Origin of the sequence: Mesorhizobium sp. M7D.F.Ca.US.004.03.1.1 (assembly GCF_003998635.1) — a bacterium.
GTDB classification, from domain to species: domain Bacteria; phylum Pseudomonadota; class Alphaproteobacteria; order Rhizobiales; family Rhizobiaceae; genus Mesorhizobium; species Mesorhizobium loti.
In genome coordinates, this window is sequence record NZ_RZQG01000042.1 from 1 (window position 1) to 16,306 (window position 16,306).

General features: G+C 56.0%; 14 protein-coding genes and 2 pseudogenes. 14 read left to right on the forward strand and 2 right to left on the reverse strand.

From position 1 onward, the window contains the following. From EN935_RS04865 to EN935_RS04885, 5 genes and pseudogenes are all read left to right on the forward strand, one after another. On the forward strand, window positions 1-987 hold a 987-nt coding region (locus tag EN935_RS04865), incomplete at its 5' end, for a TlpA family protein disulfide reductase (protein WP_127373190.1). Window positions 988-1,311: 324 nt separating this feature from the next. Continuing rightward, window positions 1,312-1,748, forward strand: a pseudogene (locus EN935_RS04870) (DUF269 domain-containing protein). 45 nt (window positions 1,749-1,793) lie between these two features. Then, entirely contained in the window at window positions 1,794-1,997 is a 204-nt protein-coding gene (locus EN935_RS04875; protein WP_063169367.1) for a CCE_0567 family metalloprotein, read from the forward strand. After that, window positions 1,994-2,311: a ferredoxin III, nif-specific gene (fdxB, locus tag EN935_RS04880; RefSeq protein ID WP_174800308.1), complete on the forward strand. Its 318-nt coding sequence runs from the start codon at window positions 1,994-1,996 to the stop codon at window positions 2,309-2,311. The genes EN935_RS04875 and fdxB overlap by 4 nt, the downstream gene beginning before the upstream one ends. Continuing rightward, window positions 2,308-2,514 carry an exopolysaccharide production repressor protein gene (locus EN935_RS04885; RefSeq protein ID WP_082826584.1) on the forward strand — a complete coding sequence of 69 codons (207 nt, stop codon included), beginning with the start codon at window positions 2,308-2,310 and terminating at the stop codon, window positions 2,512-2,514. Before fdxB ends, EN935_RS04885 begins: the two co-directional genes overlap by 4 nt. A 597-nt stretch (window positions 2,515-3,111) precedes the next feature. Here EN935_RS04885 and EN935_RS04890 read toward each other — a convergent pair. After that, on the reverse strand, window positions 3,112-4,914 hold the full coding sequence (locus EN935_RS04890) for an ABC transporter ATP-binding protein (protein WP_063169366.1): 1,803 nt from the start codon (window positions 4,912-4,914) through the stop codon (window positions 3,112-3,114). Here EN935_RS04890 and EN935_RS40660 point away from each other — a divergent pair. Both EN935_RS40660 and EN935_RS04895 read left to right on the forward strand, forming a co-directional pair. Further along, window positions 4,894-5,196, forward strand: coding sequence for a hypothetical protein (locus EN935_RS40660; RefSeq protein WP_127262113.1), 303 nt, complete (start codon window positions 4,894-4,896; stop codon window positions 5,194-5,196). The genes EN935_RS04890 and EN935_RS40660 overlap by 21 nt on opposite strands. A 354-nt stretch (window positions 5,197-5,550) precedes the next feature. Then, window positions 5,551-6,297, forward strand: a complete 747-nt coding sequence (locus EN935_RS04895; RefSeq protein ID WP_063169365.1) for a LuxR family transcriptional regulator — start codon at window positions 5,551-5,553, stop codon at window positions 6,295-6,297. 16 nt (window positions 6,298-6,313) lie between these two features. Here EN935_RS04895 and EN935_RS04900 read toward each other — a convergent pair. Continuing rightward, window positions 6,314-6,549 (reverse strand): annotated as a pseudogene (locus EN935_RS04900) (transposase); the annotation flags it as partial. A 719-nt stretch (window positions 6,550-7,268) separates the two neighbouring features. Between EN935_RS04900 and EN935_RS04905 the strand changes: the two are divergent. The 7 genes from EN935_RS04905 to EN935_RS04935 all read left to right on the forward strand — a co-directional run. Then, entirely contained in the window at window positions 7,269-7,985 is a 717-nt protein-coding gene (locus EN935_RS04905; RefSeq protein ID WP_224571099.1) for an SPASM domain-containing protein, read from the forward strand. 1,064 nt (window positions 7,986-9,049) lie between these two features. Beyond that, window positions 9,050-10,306, forward strand: coding sequence for a diaminobutyrate--2-oxoglutarate transaminase (gene ectB / locus EN935_RS04910; protein ID WP_063169362.1), 1,257 nt, complete (start codon window positions 9,050-9,052; stop codon window positions 10,304-10,306). Next, the gene (locus EN935_RS04915; RefSeq protein WP_063169361.1) at window positions 10,299-11,138 is read left to right on the forward strand and encodes a hypothetical protein; all 840 of its coding nucleotides are present in this window, start codon (window positions 10,299-10,301) and stop codon (window positions 11,136-11,138) included. Before ectB (EN935_RS04910) ends, EN935_RS04915 begins: the two co-directional genes overlap by 8 nt. Window positions 11,139-11,304: 166 nt before the next feature. Continuing rightward, window positions 11,305-12,606, forward strand: a complete 1,302-nt coding sequence (gene ectB, locus EN935_RS04920) for a diaminobutyrate--2-oxoglutarate transaminase (protein ID WP_063169360.1) — start codon at window positions 11,305-11,307, stop codon at window positions 12,604-12,606. 463 nt (window positions 12,607-13,069) lie between these two features. After that, entirely contained in the window at window positions 13,070-14,899 is a 1,830-nt protein-coding gene (locus EN935_RS04925; RefSeq protein WP_063169359.1) for an IucA/IucC family siderophore biosynthesis protein, read from the forward strand. Window positions 14,900-15,289: 390 nt separating this feature from the next. Then, a complete protein-coding gene (locus EN935_RS04930; protein ID WP_158515808.1) occupies window positions 15,290-15,856 on the forward strand; it encodes a GNAT family N-acetyltransferase in 567 nt (188 codons plus the stop codon). A 315-nt stretch (window positions 15,857-16,171) separates the two neighbouring features. After that, window positions 16,172-16,306: NAD(P)-binding protein (locus EN935_RS04935; RefSeq protein ID WP_141245433.1), on the forward strand; the 135-nt coding region annotated here is incomplete at its 3' end.

Genomic DNA, 16,306 nt, shown 5'->3' on the forward strand with positions numbered 1-16,306 from the left:
TATGAAGGCAGCGGATTTGAGGCGGTCGGAGTTGCCGCCCGCGAACAGGGTCCTACCGCAGACGAGGCGCGGACCAACGTGGATGCCTGGCTGACCGAGGAGTTCCCGAATCTGAATTATCGTATCGGGTTCGATTACATTGGCGAAATGAACAAGCTCTGGATGGATCCCAGCTCTTCGATTGGGATTCCCACCTCGTTCGTGGTCGACCGCGACGGCCACATCGCTTTTATCGGCCACCCGGCGGAACTCGATGACGTTTTGCCGAAAGTCCTTAACGGCAGCTGGCGCAGCAGCTATGAAGCGAAAGCCGCCGATGCAAAGCGCATCGCGCATAACCAACTTGCAGCGCGCGAAATGTCGCTTACCGGGCCGATATACGCCAAACTTGAGCCGGCGATGCAGGCCGAGGATTGGACGGCGGCGCTCTTGGCCATCGAAGAAGGCCTCGCCTTGATGCCAGACTCTTGTGAGTTCCGGCAGATTCATGCGGATCTTCTGCTTCACAAGCTGCGCGACATCAAGACCGGCATGCCGGTCATGCGAGAATTGGTCGAGGACGCGATCGACAAAACGTCCGACGCGGTGTCGTGGATGGCCTTGGCCCTCAACCAACTCTTCGATCCCACGATGGACAATTCCCATCTTCCGCGCGCGGAGCGCTTTGCGATGGGCAACGAGCTCTCGGAACAGATACTGGCACTCAATCCCCCGAACGGCGATGGCCCGTTTAAATACCTCCGGTACCTCCCGGTAGCTCAGTATTATTACGAGAGCGGCAACAAAGATCGCGCAATCGAGTTGATCGAGGTGGCACTGAAATCGGTGGACCGGCTGGGGCCAATTCCGGACCACACCAAACAGTACTATCTTACCCCATTGCTCGAAGCACTGGCCAACTACACGGGTGAGCCTGCCTGTCACGCGGATCTTTGTGTGGCTCCGCAAAAGAAGGCACCCGAAACTCAAAACGAAGTCACTTCCTGAGCAAGAATCGCGAAGGGACTGACAATTGGAATTGAACACTGGCCAATCCGCCCATCGAAGCTCTCTTCGCAGCAAGTATGTCGATGCAGCAGGGCGGCGGCTTGCGGAAGGTTGGATTTCAATTGCGTTGACCACCGGTCGGATCGCGGCGCAGACGATGTGCGCCGCGAATTCGCGCCGCAGGTCTCGCACTCGTGGACATGTCGAGGTCGGCCACGGGGCACTCTTGGGGTTGGCCCGCCCAAGCCATTCGTCGGCCACGCAAGCGGACCCGGAGTGGGCATCGCAGGAAAAGGAAATCGTACCTCGAAGACGAAGACTGAAATGACGAACAACGAAATTCCTCCGGTTGGCCCTGCTGTCAACAATGACGACGAGGCCCTTGCTTCCCCGTTCGTCAAATGCCTCCTGCGGCTCATTCGTACTCAGGATTCCTTCGGCTTATGGGAAGGCCATTCGGATGCCGAGCTGCTGGCCGAGTTCATCATCACCAAGCAACAGCAACGTGCGGTACCCTTTGGCGGCGATCCCGATCCTGACGCGCTGTGGAGGCTCGACATGTTTACACCGCCGTAGCGCTTGCGATCGAGGAGCGCTCCGGCGTGTCGACGTCGCCAATAATTGGAATGAAGCCCCTGCGGGCTTCCGGCGGTTGGGCGTTCTGTCGAGACGTCCACCGGTTCGGCTTCGAGACTTTCCGCAAACTTGCTGAGGCCGGTACGAAACTGGTCGACGATGCGACTGCAGCCATTGAAGCCTAGCCCGAGATGGAGCGCATCAAAAAACCATTGTTCCAGGAAGGATCTATGTCAGACCTAGATAAGATGAGGAAGAAAGTCCGAAAGCTCCAGTTGCGTGCAGCTATTGCCAAGATGGCATTGCAGGACCTTGTCGAGGGTCTGCCGGGCAAGTGGGCCGACATACAGGAAGTCGCCGAGAAAACCCAAGCCGTTTATGCCGAGTTGGATGTTGCCAAGAGAGAACTCGCTTCAATGAAGAATTTAGGATGATGCGCACATTCACCACCCGTGACGGCTCCATTTGGATGCCGTCGTACCTGACCTCCATCGATAGCAAGACCTGCATCGGCTGCTGCCGTTGTTTCAAGGTCTGCTCGCGCGATGTCATGCATCTTCACGGCGTTGATGATGCGGGTGAAATCCTCGGCCCCTGCGATGACGAGGACGACGATTTCGACGGCAAGCTCAATCGCATGATCATGGTTGTCGATGATGCCGGCCGCTGCATAGGCTGCGGAGCCTGCGGCCGCGTCTGCCCCAAGAACTGCCAGACGCATGTTGCGGCCGACGAGCTCGCAACATGATCTGGCGAAAACCAGGAGAACGGCGTTGCACTTCATCTTTTTGTCGGCTCGTGGGGCTGGTCCTGTGCAGCAATGCGTCGATGGTTTACTTCGCTTTGGATTCGATCCGTGTGGCAGTCGTCACGACGCTGGCCTGTTCGCTGCTGCTTCAGGCCTGCTATTTCGGCTGCGTGCTCTTTTTCGCGGACGTCGATGATCTGTAGAACTGTTCATTCGCTCCGCAGAGGGCCGGCGAATCCAATCTCTTCCTAAGCCCGTTGGCCGTAATCGAAAGACACGGGGCCGGCGAGTTCGTGCTCAGCTGCCACTGTGCTAGCAAGGGAACGGAATCCAATCCCGGAGCAGATGGCCAGAGTTGAGCGAAGACTGCGGTCGGAGCTCCTGCGCTTCCGGGTCTCCAAGGGGACGACTTTGCGAACCGAAGGGACTTTGAACCGTTGACGTGGCCAGCGTGCGGTAGGTTGGGCCAGCGACAGGGATCCCGGCCGGCCGGGAAGCACCGCCCTCTCAATGTGCGTTGACTTCGCTTCCTTTGGCGAAATGTGGGTAACGGCGAGGGCCGCACTCTTCCCGGGCCGTCGACATTCCCGCCCTTTTGGTGCGTGCGCCGTTAGGCGCGACAATTCGGTGCCCGCGTGTAACTGCGCGCATTCGCCGAAGCTTAGACGTGGTGCATTCCCGCTCGCCCGTTTGGCGGACAGTTCCGGCCGTGCTGGTTTTGCCGCCTAACGCCCGCCGCTCGTCACTGCCACACCCCTCTCCGGCAACGGCTCGGCGCATCGCGCAAGCCGGTTTAGCGATCAGGCCAGGCCCTTCGCGAGTTCCAACGCCTGCCGTTCGAAGAGGCGGCGGTAAATGCCACCATCGAGATTGATCAGGGCGGCATGATCGCCGTCCTCCATGATGCGGCCACGGTCGAAGACGAGCAGCCGATCGAGCGAGCGGACCGTCGACAGCCGGTGTGCGATGACGAGTGTGGTTCGGCCCACCATCAACCGATCCACCGCTTGTTGAATGAGCACCTCGGATTCCGAATCGAGGCTCGATGTGGCCTCGTCCAGAATAAGGATCGGCGCGTTCGCGAGGAAGGCGCGCGCGATCGCCACGCGCTGGCGCTCGCCGCCGGAGAGCTTCAAACCCCTTTCGCCGACCAATGTCCCATAGCCCTTCGGCAGGGGCGCGATGAATTCGTGGGCACTTGCCAGTCGTGCCGCTTGCTCGATCTCGGCCTGGCTCGCGCCAGGCCGGCCATAGGCGATGTTCTCGGCAAGCGACCTGTGAAACAGGATCGGCTCCTGCTGCACGATCGCGATCTGCGAACGAAGGGACTCTTGGGTCACCTCCGAGACGTCCTGACCGTCTATCAGGATCCGGCCGCCGCTCAGGTCGTAGAGTCTCTGGATCAGCTTCACGAATGTTGTCTTGCCGGAACCGGAGGGTCCAACCAACCCAACCCTTTCGCCAGCTTCAATCGACAGCGAACATTCGCTATAGAGCGGCAGGGGATGGTTGGCGTAGCGGAAGTGGACGTTCTCGAAATCGATACGGCCGTTCGTGATCCGGATCGGCTTGGCCTCTGGACGATCGGCAACATCCACCTGCTGATTGTGGATGGCCACCAGTTCTTCCATATCATTAACCGAGTGCTGCACGTTGCGGACATGCATGCCGGCATCACGCAGATAGCCCTGCAGGACGATGAAGGACGTGAGAACATATGCTATCTCGCCCGGCGTTGCCTGTCCATGCGACCACAGAAGCAGGGCATATCCGACCACCGCCACCCTGAGCGCAACCAAAGTTACGCCTTGGGTTGAGCCGATGATCGTTCCGCGCACCCAGCTCCGGCGCGCGCGGTGCCGCCATTTCGTCATGATATTTGCAAGCCGCTCGTCTTCGCGAACCTCTGCGCCGAAGCCCTTGACCACAGCGTTGCAACTGACCGCGTCCGCAAGCGCGCCGCTGAGCCTTGTGTCCCATCGGTTGGCAAGGCTCGCCGCTGGCGCGACATAGCCGAGCGACAGCGAAATCGAAAACGCAAGGTAGACGAGAGAGCCGCAAGCAAAGATCACGCCCATGACCGGCCAGTGCCAGCCGAGCAGCACCGTCGAGCCGATCAAGATGACAAACGACGGGAGCAGCGTGACGAGTATCGTGCTGTTGAGGAGGTCGAGCGCCCACATGCCGCGCGTTATCTTGCGCACTGTCGAGCCGGCGAAGCTGTTTGCATGCCAGTCTGTCGAAAAGCGCTGCACATGATGGAACGCTTCGGTCGCGACGTCGGAAATCATTTTCAACACCAGGTCGCTCAGGCCAATGAAGGCGACGTGGCGCATGGCAATGCCACCGAGTGCCAATGCAATCGGTACAGAGAATGCTGCAACAGCTGAATCCGAAGCTGGTGCTGCCGCATTAGCAGCACGAGAAACAGCGTCGATGAGTCGGCCAGAATAGAGCGGCATCAACACGTCAGCCAGCGTGGAGGCGAGCATCGCGGTCATGATGATCGCGAGCCGGGCCGGCTGCCTGTTCCAGAGGCGAACAGTGAAGGCGAAAACGTCGCGACAAGTGGCGCCGCGCCCATGGACGGGGAAACGTCTCATAGTTTCCAAGCGGGCGCATCAACACGCTCGGTCCCAAAGACGATAAAAGACAAAACTGGAATTTCGACCTCCCCCATAACAGCATCAATTTTGGCGGGCAGCTCTTGCCGCCTCACGACGGTGAGTTCAAAAGTCGTGCCAACTGAGCGGGAACATCCGAAGGACAAATTCAGCAGGTTACCGAGCCTGGAGAAAGTCAGCCGCCATCCAGTCGATACGATTGCTACGGCTGCTCAACTCGGGAGATTGGAAAAGAAGGTCGATGTATCGATTGAATTTTGAGCTTGTTCTTGCCTCGATCAAATAAGTACAGTTGCAATGCAGCTTTCTCAGGCCCGGCACTTAGGTGCTGATTTCAAAAGCGCGCCGCGAATACTTTCCTGCCCATATTCCGTCAATCGAATGCTCGACTGTCGGATTGTGCGCTCCCCGACACAGTGCTGTCGGTTCGCCTCCTGGGTACCTCCCCCGTCGATTGACGACCTGAAGGAGAAGCTTCGCTCGCAAGCTGGCACGACTCTTGAGGGTACTCCAGGTGGCGGAAGGAACTCCGGCTCGAGTCCCGTTGACTTCGGATGTTGCGAGGCTGGGTTGGAGCAAACTGTGCACCAATGAGAACGCAATGAAGGAGACATCATGGAACTCCGGCGGATTGCGGTGGAGTTAGACCTATTCCTCAAGATGACTGATGATGTCGCTCAATCCGAACAGTTGTTCGAACTGTTGTCTGCGTTTGCGCTGAATTTCGATTGCCCGTGGATTGCCTATGGGCCGCTCGCATCAGAGAGGGCTTTCAAGCCGAACCGGGAGGGTTCTGTGGTGATGTGGAATTATCCTGCTGAATGGCAGGAGCGCTACTCGAGAATGGGCTATGCCAAAATAGACCCCCTCATCAAGAAAGGTCGAAAGGAGGCGGGACCCTTTCGATGGAGCGAGGTGTATACTGATGAAAACATAACTGAAGATGGACGCCGCGTCTTGGACGAAGCAGCAACATTCGGCTTGAGGTCAGGCGTTACCGTCCCATTACATGGCCCTGGTGGCAGCTTTAGGTTTGTGAGTTTTGCTCAATCCTCGGACTGCGAATTGCAGAATAGAGCGATCACCTACCTGCAAATGGCCGCGCTGCGGTTTCATCGGATGGTTACGAAGTTCGACACTACGACTGCGTCGGAACGAGCTCATAACCTGTCTCCGAGAGAAATAGAGTGCATTGATTTGGTGTCACAAGGAAAATCATCTTGGGAAATAGGAACTATTTTAGGCAGATCACGAAATACGATAGATTTCCATTTAAAAAATGTAATGCGGAAGTTGGATGCGACCAGCAGAACGGTAGCTGTTGTAAAAGCTTTGAACCTTGGGATTATCCAACCGCCGTAGGTGCGCAGCTAGTTCTCCGCCCGTAGTAGCGCGCGTGATAGCCGAGACGCTCCGGCGTGCGCTCGCTCTTCGAAGCACCCAGCGCCTCGTCCATCTCGGCCTCGAGCACCTCCTGCATCACGGCGCGAATCACCTCGTGCAATCCATCCGGCTTCGAAAGCAAAATGTCGTTGACGCTGCTACGGCGGATTTATCTTCAGGCTTGGTCCTGGTGGCGATGCTGAGTTCGCTTCGCTGAGATTGGGCGGTCATGACAGGGTGGTGTTCAATGTCACCGATTCCTGGAAGAAATTACCATCCGTATTAAGCGACTGACGATGAGTGATGTGTGTCCAAAATCTGACAGCTGTCAGAAAACATTTCGGGTTCAATACAGCGGAGCGTCTTAGCCCTGTCGGGCTTTTCGAAGCCTATCTCGCAGTAACTGCGCGCCAGGCGCACTAGCTCGGCCTTTGCTGGTCGATGTGCGGCAATATAGTGTGAGGGCTGACCCGCATGAGAACACGGAACTCGCTCGATGAAGGATGATCGACGGCATCCAGAAAGCTTCTCTCCGGCGGGTTCGAGGGTGCTGCGCGCGCATCTCGGCGACGGGCCAGCGACCAACGGTTGAGGCTACATCTCCGGAGCGAGTGATGCCTCGAAAGATGCAATGCTGTCTCTGGTCCGACGCGCTGGAAGTTTGTGAAGGGTCGGCCCGGCAAATCGGTGAACCGGGCGGCTTAGGCTGCCAAAAAGGGTAGATGTCTGCGTTGCCTCGGTAGATCAGCAGGCGGTATCAGAAAGCCAAAGGCACACGCACACCATCGTGGCGCTTCGCAGGAAGTAGATGGGAGTAATCACCAGTGATTTTACCGGAACTTCGCTCAGCAAACACAGCCGGCAGGGTTTTGGAGATAACGACGACCACGGGATGCGTCGTAGGATGTTCATATTGTCCCCAGGACAAGTTCGCGGTCCGGCAAAGAAAAGTGTCTCATGCGAGTCATCTGGATCTTGAAGATTTCAAGCGGTGTCTGGCCCGCGTACCGACTTCCGTCGACATTGGTTTTGCGGGATACTCCGAACCTTGGCTCAATCCGGACTGTACCGAAATGGTGGAGCACGCCTTCGCCAAAGGCCATGGCATCAGGATTTTTACGACGCTGGTGGGAATGAACGGGCAGGACCTGCAGCGATTGCAAGCCTTGCGCTTGGGCGTATTCGTGGTCCATGTTTTCGATGACGGCACCTACATGAACAGCCGCCTGGTCGGAGACAAGTATCGCGATCTGGTTCGTCAACTCGTCGACGCGGACATCCCCTTGATCCGATTCGTGGCCTTGGGCGAGCCCCACCCAGATATAGCCGACATTATTCCTACCGAAGCCCTGATAAAAGCGCGGCCGGTGAGCAGTAGGGGTGGAAGCGTCGACCCTAAGATCGTTGCACCACGTCAGCCAGTGGTCGGAGCCCTAACCTGCGTGGACGCACGACAGTATCGGAATGTTCTTCTTCCAAACGGCGACGTTACCCTGTGCTCTATGGATTTTGAACGGCGTCACGTATTGGGCAACCTTCTATATGAGGGTTACTCCGCTCTGTTTGAAAAGCCAGTTTTTCGCGAAATCGTCGACCGCATGAATGGAGCAGATGGTTTTCTGCTTTGCAGGATGTGTGAATTCGCCGACCCAAACGACCGGACCTGAGTGCATGCCGGCCGAGAGGGCGTGCCTGGCAGTGCGGATGGCCCCACGACAGATGCACCTGCCCGCGACGCCATCGTGTTTTCACGTTACGCCAGTATGTTCCTGTAGGCGCGGCAGTGGGCCTCGAGCATTTCGGAGACGAGCTCATCGAAAGGTCTTCGCCTTCCAACCGAGCTTGTCGGCCTGCCTAGCTTGAGGTAACGCCGATCACAGGTCAACCATCGGTCGGATGGAAACAGTGTTAGTCGATCCCGATCAGAGCTTGATTGCTTACTCACGGCTCACCTCGTCAACGCCTTCACCCTCCCGGACGATCTCCTTTTCGACTCGCCTGAAGGCAGCAGCCCAGCTGCGGCCGGGGATGGTTGCCGTCGCGGTAGTGGACGTTCTCGAAACCGATGCGGCCCTTCGCCAGCGCGTCTCCCGGTTGCTTCCGCCTGGCCTACGAACGGGCTTTCCGTCAAGGGGGTCCACGGCGGCCCCGCCCTCTTGATCCGGCGGCTCGGGCCAGTCATCGCGCAAGAGATCGGAATCCGCATTCTTCTCAAAGAGAGCGTGGCTTTCGCTGTGTCATCGGTCATCAAATAGTTTCTTGAATCAGGTTGGTGTCCGCAGCCCGAGGTTGAACGGCGAATATTGATGACCGCCGCGAAGCCGCTCGCTCGCTACGGCGCTATTGAGGAGCGCGCTCGCGAGCGGCTTCGCTACCGCCGAGCGACACAACCTCTGGCGACGCGACCCTGCTGATCTCCTTGGACTCATTCATTTGTCCGGAGCGCTATGGGCAGCGAAGGGTGGGTACGTCAACTACCTGATGCCATAGTAGCGATGCTTTCGCGGAAGCTTTAGAAGCCATCCTGTTGCAGCACATTCGAAAGCATCCGAATGGAGGGCAACGCAACCCAACAATATTTGATGAGGATGCCGGCATCACCAGACCAAACCCAGACCAAACAAAGCTGCCTCCGGCATTCTGCTTCAACGTTAAGCGACGAACATCTGCCGCAAACCACTAGCCATTAAACAGCTCTCTTCTTTGAAAGACTATGTGCAGAGGACTTGATATGGACACCGACGCTTTCACGGCTCATGAATCTAACGTTCGTCGTTATTGCCGGGCGTTCCCCACCGTCTTTACGAAGGCCCTTGGGGCGACGATCTGGGACGAGACGGGTAAGCCCTTTATCGATTTCCTGGTGGGTTCCGGCGCACTCAACTACGGGCACAACAATCCGGATATTATGGCGCCAGCGATTGAATATCTCGTCGGTGAGAACATTCTTCTGTCGCTTGATATGCATACGGCGGCAAAGCGTGACTTCATTGAAGGGTTCGTCGATTGGATCCTGAAACCCAGAGGCCTTTCGTACAAGATTCAGTTTCCCGGGCCGACCGGCACGAACGCCAACGAAGCGGCGCTGGCGCTGGCGCGAAAATACACCGGCCGCTCGAGCGTCATGGCCTTTACGAATGCGTTCCACGGCATGTCGCTCGGCTCTCTAGCGGTGTCGGGCTCGGCCTCAACCAGGGAACTGGGAGGCGTCGCTCGCCACGATGTGATCCGTGTTCCCTATGACGGCTATCCGAGCCAAGCTTTCGATTCCGCCAGTTACATCGACAGCGTTTTGAGCGACCCGGGGAGCGGCATAGAAAAGCCTGCCGCAATCATTCTGGAGACCATCCAGGCCGAAGGCGGCATGAACGCCGCATCCGCAGCTTGGCTCACGGAAATTCAGCGCATTTGCCGTACGCACGGCATTGTTTTTATCGTCGACGATATTCAGGCGGGTGCGGGCCGAACTGGCGATTTCTTCTCATTCGAGTCCGCGAAAATCGAACCGGATATTGTGTGTCTTTCCAAGTCCCTAAGCGGTTCAGGTAGTCCGTTGTCCATCGTTCTGATTCGACCCGACTTGGACATATGGAAGCCCGGAGAACATAGCGGGACCTTCAGAGGCAACAATTTCGCCTTCGTGACGGCAGGAGCCATGTGCAAGATGTGGTCGGATAGGAAATTTACTGCAGGTGTCGAGCGGACAGCCGTCAGGCTGCAAACGCACCTCGATCGCCTGGTTGCGAAATTTCCAAGATACATCGAACAGAAGCGCGGCCGCGGTCTGATGGCCGGCCTGAAATGCCGTTCACCGGCAGTTGTCGGCCGCGTGCACGATGTCGCATTCGAAAATGGCCTTCTTATCGAATCCTCGGGGCCAAATCGCGACGTTATCAAAGTCCTCCCACCGATAACCATCACCGATGCCGAACTCGATCGTGGCATCACCATCCTTGAACACGCACTACAGGAGCAAGACAATGCCTAGTCAGATATCTCAAGTGCCAGCCATCTCGCCGGTTTCGATCAAAGAACGGACCGGGTCGATCAACACGGCGGAGATCATCTCGGTCCTGAAAGGTGAGCTCACCGCTCTGCACATCAAGCAAGCTTTCAGCACCGAAGTAGCCGAGGAGATCACTACGAACTTTATTGGAAGCTCTGGTCTCAGAGAGCGTAAAGATGGTGTGCCCGGACAATATGTCGGCGCATCTCACTACAGGAAGGATGCAGCCACCTATTTCGCAGACGCCGAAAACGCGCGGCCGTACGTCGATGCCCTTTTTAAGAATTTGGTTGACCCGGTTCGAGCAGTATTCAGGGCGTTGAAGCGAGAGCTTCACAACCAGGGAATCGAATTGCGGCTAGCCCGTTCCGAACACGGCCAGGCCAATGTTTGTCGCGGCCTCAGTTGGTCGGGCACAGGCACATTTTCCTTGGATCCCCACGACGACGTCGCTCAAGTCTTACGTGCTGGCGATGATTACGAGCTTTCTGCGGTGGCGCACAATACGGTCGCAGCGCTCAACCTCTATCCCAGCATGCCTGAGGAAGGCGGCAATCTGAAGCTCTGGAGCCACAAGCCGACGGTTGCGGACCGGATATCGCAAGGTGTGGAGACCACTGGATATCCCTATTCGGCAGCCTATCTGGAAGCCGTCCCTTGCCGCGAGTTCGAGCTCAAAACCGGGGATATCGCCCTAATCGATGGCGGCTTCGTTCACGGGGTTACCGGTCAATTAGGCGACGGAAAGCGTCGCCTAGTGCTGAATTGCTTTTTCGGATTTGCGCGGCCTGATCTTGTTCTCTGGTGGACGTGACGTTGGACCTCGCAGCGATCGACTGGCTTGGGCCGTGAGTTGGCGTGGCCAGGCGTGTGACTGCTCATGCTGCCGTCATACAAGCCGAACCTCGAACCGATTGAAATGGCCTTCGCCAGACAGTTTGGGCTGATGCCTTTGCAGGCTACAATTCAGGACTCGCCCTATGAAGAAGCAGTTTACTCCTACAAACGATGTAAGCCTCGCGATCTTTGATCGTCTTGAGTCTGAGGTGCGGAGCTACGTCCGTGCGTTCCCAGTTCTGTTCGATCGAGGCGTCGGCACTGCCCTCATAGCTACAGACGGTCGGGAATACATCGACTTCTTGGGAGGCGCGGGAGCCTTGAATTACGGGCACAACAACCCAGCCTTCACGCGGGCGTTGTTGGACTACATTGCGCGCGACGGAATTGTGCACGGGCTCGACCTTGCTACGACCGCCAAGAAGGCCTTCATCGAAGCTTTTGAGCAGTTTATTTTGAAGCCCCGCGGTCTGTCTTATAAATTGCAATTTACTGGCCCCACAGGTACGAACGCGGTCGAGGCGGCTCTGAAGCTAGCTCGCCAAGTGACCGGCAGGTCAAACATCGTTTCGTTTACGAACTCGTTTCACGGAGTCAGCGCTGGGGCGTTGGCGGCAACCGGAAACACGAAGTTCCGAGATGCTGTCGGCTTTCCCCTCGCGCACGTGACATCGTTGCCGTACGAGGGCTATCTCGGCGCTTCAGACACGATCGAGTATTTCGAGAAGCTTCTCGATGATCCTAGCAGTGGTCTCGGCAAACCCGCTGCGGTGATCCTAGAAGCAGTGCAGGGCGAAGGCGGTGTCAATGCTGCTACCGTTGAATGGCTGCAACGGCTGCGTGATCTGACCTCTCGGCACGAGATCCTGATGATCCTCGATGATATTCAGGCTGGTGTCGGTCGCACAGGGAAATTCTTCAGTTTCGAGGCGGCTGAGATCGTGCCGGACATCGTTACCCTGTCAAAGTCGTTGTCTGCAATTGGAACGCCTATGGCCCTTGTCCTCATGAAGCCTGAACTTGATGTCTGGACGCCGGGTGCGCACACCGGCACGTTCAGGGGCAACAACTATGCTTTCGTCACTGCTCGTGCGGCCCTTGAGACTTACTGGTCCGACTCCAAGTTTGAAGATGAGATTGCTCGCAAATCAGCCATCTTGGCTCAAGAACTCAAGTCGATCGCAGACGACTTCCCCAGCCTTGCTCTGAATGTCCGAGGCCGCGGCTTGATGTATGGACTCGTATCACCAAAGCACCACTCATTGCCGGGGCTCATTTCCCGGGAAGCTTTTCGTCGCGGCTTGGTGATCGAGATCGCTGGCTCGTATGGTGAGGTGCTCAAGTTCATGACAGCCCTTACCATAACCGAGGCTGAACTGCGCCGTGGTCTGTCGATCGTACGCGACAGCATTGGCGCGGTGCAGGACAGCATTTCAGCGGAGTAGGCATTCACTCAGTCCCCCCTACCCAGTCTGGGCTTATCAAGCAAAGGAAATTCCGCTTTAGACGTATGCGATTGTATGGAGACGGACAGCAAAAATGGACACTCGGAGAGCTCAAACAATGGACACCGACCGCTTGACGTGATCGAACGACAGTACGGCATGTGCAAATCAATACACACTTCTTGCTCGTTGCAAGATGAAGGACGACGTCCAGGGCCGGTGAAACCGGTATTCTAATATATTATATAAGTAAGATGGTAATATTGCTGGTTTATCACGAGCGAAGACGAACGGTACACAACACATTAGAAATTAACTTGTATAAGAGGTCCGGTATTTCTTATCCTTTCTGATGAAAAATAGAACGGATTTTGTGCGACGTCGAAGTTTGGCGAGACGAGTGTAAGGCGCGTTCGCGAACCTTACACCGTTACGTTCTGAAGGAGTTGAGATCGTGAGTGATATGACAGCCCGAGACGATGAGATAAGCCTAGCCGAACGCGTAACGCAGCATTTGAAACCGCATTTATGGGCAAAGGCCAACCGGCTCCTTATCCGTAAAGCAATCAGCGAATTTGCACACGAGTTGCTAATTGCTCCTCGACTCCAGCGAATGGAAGGCGACTGGGGGAAGTATGTGCTGGAAAGCGAGACCCCTGGGTTGGAGTATTGGTTCCAGGCTCGGCGCCTCCTGCTAGATCACTGGCAAGTGGACGCCGGCTCTCTGGAGAAAAGGATTGAGGGCAGGCCGGCCCCCCTGGATGCGCTTGATTTTGTTATTGAGTTCAGCCGCCATCTTGGCATAAAGGAAGAGATGATGCCGGTTTACCTGCAGGAGATCAGCAGCACGCTGTATGGCAGCGCGTACAAGCAGGCCAAAACAGAGATATCCGCCGCAGAACTGGCTTTTGCCGATTACCAGATCGTTGAGGCTGGCATGACGGAGGGCCACCCGACCTTTATCGCGAATAACGGTCGCATTGGCTTTGACGCGCTCGACTATAGTCGCTATGCGCCGGAGGTGGGCAGTTCGATAAGACTCATATGGCTGGCCGTCCATAAAGAAATGGCAACGTTTAAGTCCATTTCAACGCTCGACTACGACCTTCTCATGCACGAGGAACTCGGTCGACAGGCGCTGGAACAGTTCGACGCAGCGTTGCGTCAAAAGGGACTAAACTCGACCGATTACATCTATATGCCAGCGCATCCTTGGCAATGGTTCAATCGGCTCTCAACTATCTTCGCGGCGGATATCGCCAACCGGCACATTGTCTGCCTAGGCCAGGGGAAGGACATATATCATGCCCAGCAATCGATCCGCACACTTTTCAATATAAGCGATCCGCATAAACGGTACGTGAAAACGGCGCTGTCGATACTTAACATGGGGTTTATGCGCGGCTTGTCACCGACACACATGCTGGCGACGCCCGCCATCAACGAATGGTTGAAGAATTTGCTCGACAGTGACTCCTATTTAGCCGCCAACGGCTTCAGCATCCTTCGCGAGGTCGCGACGATTGGCTATCGCAATCGTTGTTTCAACACCGCCCTCAAGAAGGACTCCCCTTACAAGCAGATGCTTTCTGCGCTGTGGAGGGAAAGCCCCCTTCGGCAGTTGAAAGAAGGGGAACGTCTGATGACAATGGCGTCGCTGCTTCATGTCGATTACAATGGTGAAGCACTCGTGACAGCCCTCATCAATGCCTCGGGGTTAGACGCCGCCGCTTGGCTACGCCGCTATTTTGAATCTTATCTGGCGCCGCTTCTCCACTGCTTTTATGCTTACGATCTAGCGTTTATGGCACATGGAGAAAATATAATTCTAGTTATGAAAGATCACGCTCCGACGCGAGTTATCATGAAAGACATTGGCGAGGAGCTTCGTATTCTAGGCGGAGATCTCAACGTGCCGGAGGAGATTAAGAGGATCTGCATTCAAGTAAATCGCGACATGAAGCACGACTTCATTTTCACCGACGTTTTCGACTGCTTCTTTCGTTACTTGGCTGTAACACTCGAAGAACATCTTGATTTTCCGTCGACACACTTCTGGCAGCTCGTAAGCGAGTCCATCCTTGGCTACCAGACGAAACATCCGGAATATGACGAAAAATACAGGCAGCATGACCTATTCGCTCCAGAATTTCTGCGACGATGTATGAATCGACTGCAGATACAAAAAAACCAGCAAATGGTGGACTTCGGTGATCCGGGAGAATACCTGCACACCGTCGGCACGCTGAAGAACCCACTGGCGGGCATTCGCAAAGTGACCAGTGCAGGTTAAGCTTGAAGGAGGCGCGTATTTTAAATGAACAATGTAGTTAGCCGGTTTTGGGCCAATACCATACCCCCCCCTTGGGGTAAGCAACCCCTTGCGTAAACGCCGCCGCAGCATGTTGCGCGTATCAGGCGCCCGCTCACCAGCGCGTCGCCTGCTTCCATTCTGAAAGGAGGCGCCTAATTTTTTTATCGCCTTCGGGCCGGCTTTCCAGGTGCCGTCAACACTGACACGGTTAGGCGCCCAAAGCTTGATTTGTGTAGACCTCGCTACCTTAAGCATAAACCTCGTCGAACGCCTTCAATCAAGCACTGCGGCCTTGACGCTCATGCTAGGAGATCATGGCCGCGTTGGAGGTAAGTGCGGCTCTAACTTATGGCTAGAAGGGAGCTTCTCATGTACATTCTAGAAACGCCGCGCCTAATCCTAAGGCCACCGTCGCATAGCGACGAGCTTCTTCTACATGAGCTTCATAGCGATCCATTTGTGGTAAATGCCATGTGGGATGGAGTCTATCCGACCCGAGAGCAATCGAAAGCTAAACTACAACAGTTCATCCATCATTGGCAGAGCAATGGTTTCGGCTTATGGATGGTGTTCGTAAAAGGCGAAGGCCAAGTCGGAAAATTCGCAGGCTACTGTGGATTGATGTACAGTGGCCCGTATCTGCCCGAAGATCCCACTAATGTGGAAACCGTATCGTGCCTCCACCTTGCGTCTTCCGGTAAGGGGATCGCCGCAGAGGCCGGCAGGGCAGCGATCCAGTTTGCTTTCGAGAACCTAACGCTCGAGAAGGTCACTTCATTCATTCGCCCAACGAACACGCGTTCGCTTCGGAAAGCACCGAAAGTAGGCCTTCGCTATGTAAGAGACCGGGTCTACAATAACGTAGTTATGCGATATTTTGAAGTGACAGTCTTGACTGCTGTAAAAATCGAAAAAGTCGTCGTTATCTCTTGTTAGTATCATTGTTTCTCGGAAGACGGTGATGCAAGAAACCGTAGGCGAGCGCTGCTCTCGCCCTACGAACTTGCAATCATTCACACCGACGCACCGGCGTGTCCGGAGATGCATGTGCCCTGGAATTGAGAGCTTGTCGGTTCAGAGATAGTTCAGATGGGTCGCTCGGTCTCGCTTCGGGCATGCCCTCGACCGATTTGGCGATCAAATCGCTCCGTTACAGACGGCATGATGTGGAGCTGCCGCGCCGTAAGTGACCATATCTCAGGCGGTAGGAGGAGCGCTTTGCTGAAGAAGCCCATCACACTTGGTACCTTGATGGGGAGTTGCGTGGTTTTCGATTATATCGTCGTGGGTGGTGGCTCCTCTGGATGCGTGATGGCGAGCAGGCTCTCCGCCTATGGCGCTCGCGTGCTGCTCATTGAAGCTGGCCCTGATACGCCGCCGAATGCC

Bases quoted from the DNA above. Each gene is read 5' to 3' on its own strand.
- EN935_RS04875 (WP_063169367.1), top strand. From the start codon at position 1,794: ATGTCAGACCTAGATAAGATGAGGAAGAAAGTCCGAAAGCTCCAGTTG.
- fdxB (WP_174800308.1), top strand. From the start codon at position 1,994: ATGATGCGCACATTCACCACCCGTGACGGCTCCATTTGGATGCCGTCG.
- EN935_RS04885 (WP_082826584.1), top strand. From the start codon at position 2,308: ATGATCTGGCGAAAACCAGGAGAACGGCGTTGCACTTCATCTTTTTGT.
- EN935_RS40660 (WP_127262113.1), top strand. From the start codon at position 4,894: ATGGACGGGGAAACGTCTCATAGTTTCCAAGCGGGCGCATCAACACGC.
- EN935_RS04890 (WP_063169366.1), bottom strand. From the start codon at position 4,914: ATGAGACGTTTCCCCGTCCATGGGCGCGGCGCCACTTGTCGCGACGTT.
- EN935_RS04895 (WP_063169365.1), top strand. From the start codon at position 5,551: ATGGAACTCCGGCGGATTGCGGTGGAGTTAGACCTATTCCTCAAGATG.
- ectB (WP_063169362.1), top strand. From the start codon at position 9,050: ATGGACACCGACGCTTTCACGGCTCATGAATCTAACGTTCGTCGTTAT.
- EN935_RS04915 (WP_063169361.1), top strand. From the start codon at position 10,299: ATGCCTAGTCAGATATCTCAAGTGCCAGCCATCTCGCCGGTTTCGATC.
- ectB (WP_063169360.1), top strand. From the start codon at position 11,305: ATGAAGAAGCAGTTTACTCCTACAAACGATGTAAGCCTCGCGATCTTT.
- EN935_RS04925 (WP_063169359.1), top strand. From the start codon at position 13,070: ATGACAGCCCGAGACGATGAGATAAGCCTAGCCGAACGCGTAACGCAG.
- EN935_RS04930 (WP_158515808.1), top strand. From the start codon at position 15,290: ATGTACATTCTAGAAACGCCGCGCCTAATCCTAAGGCCACCGTCGCAT.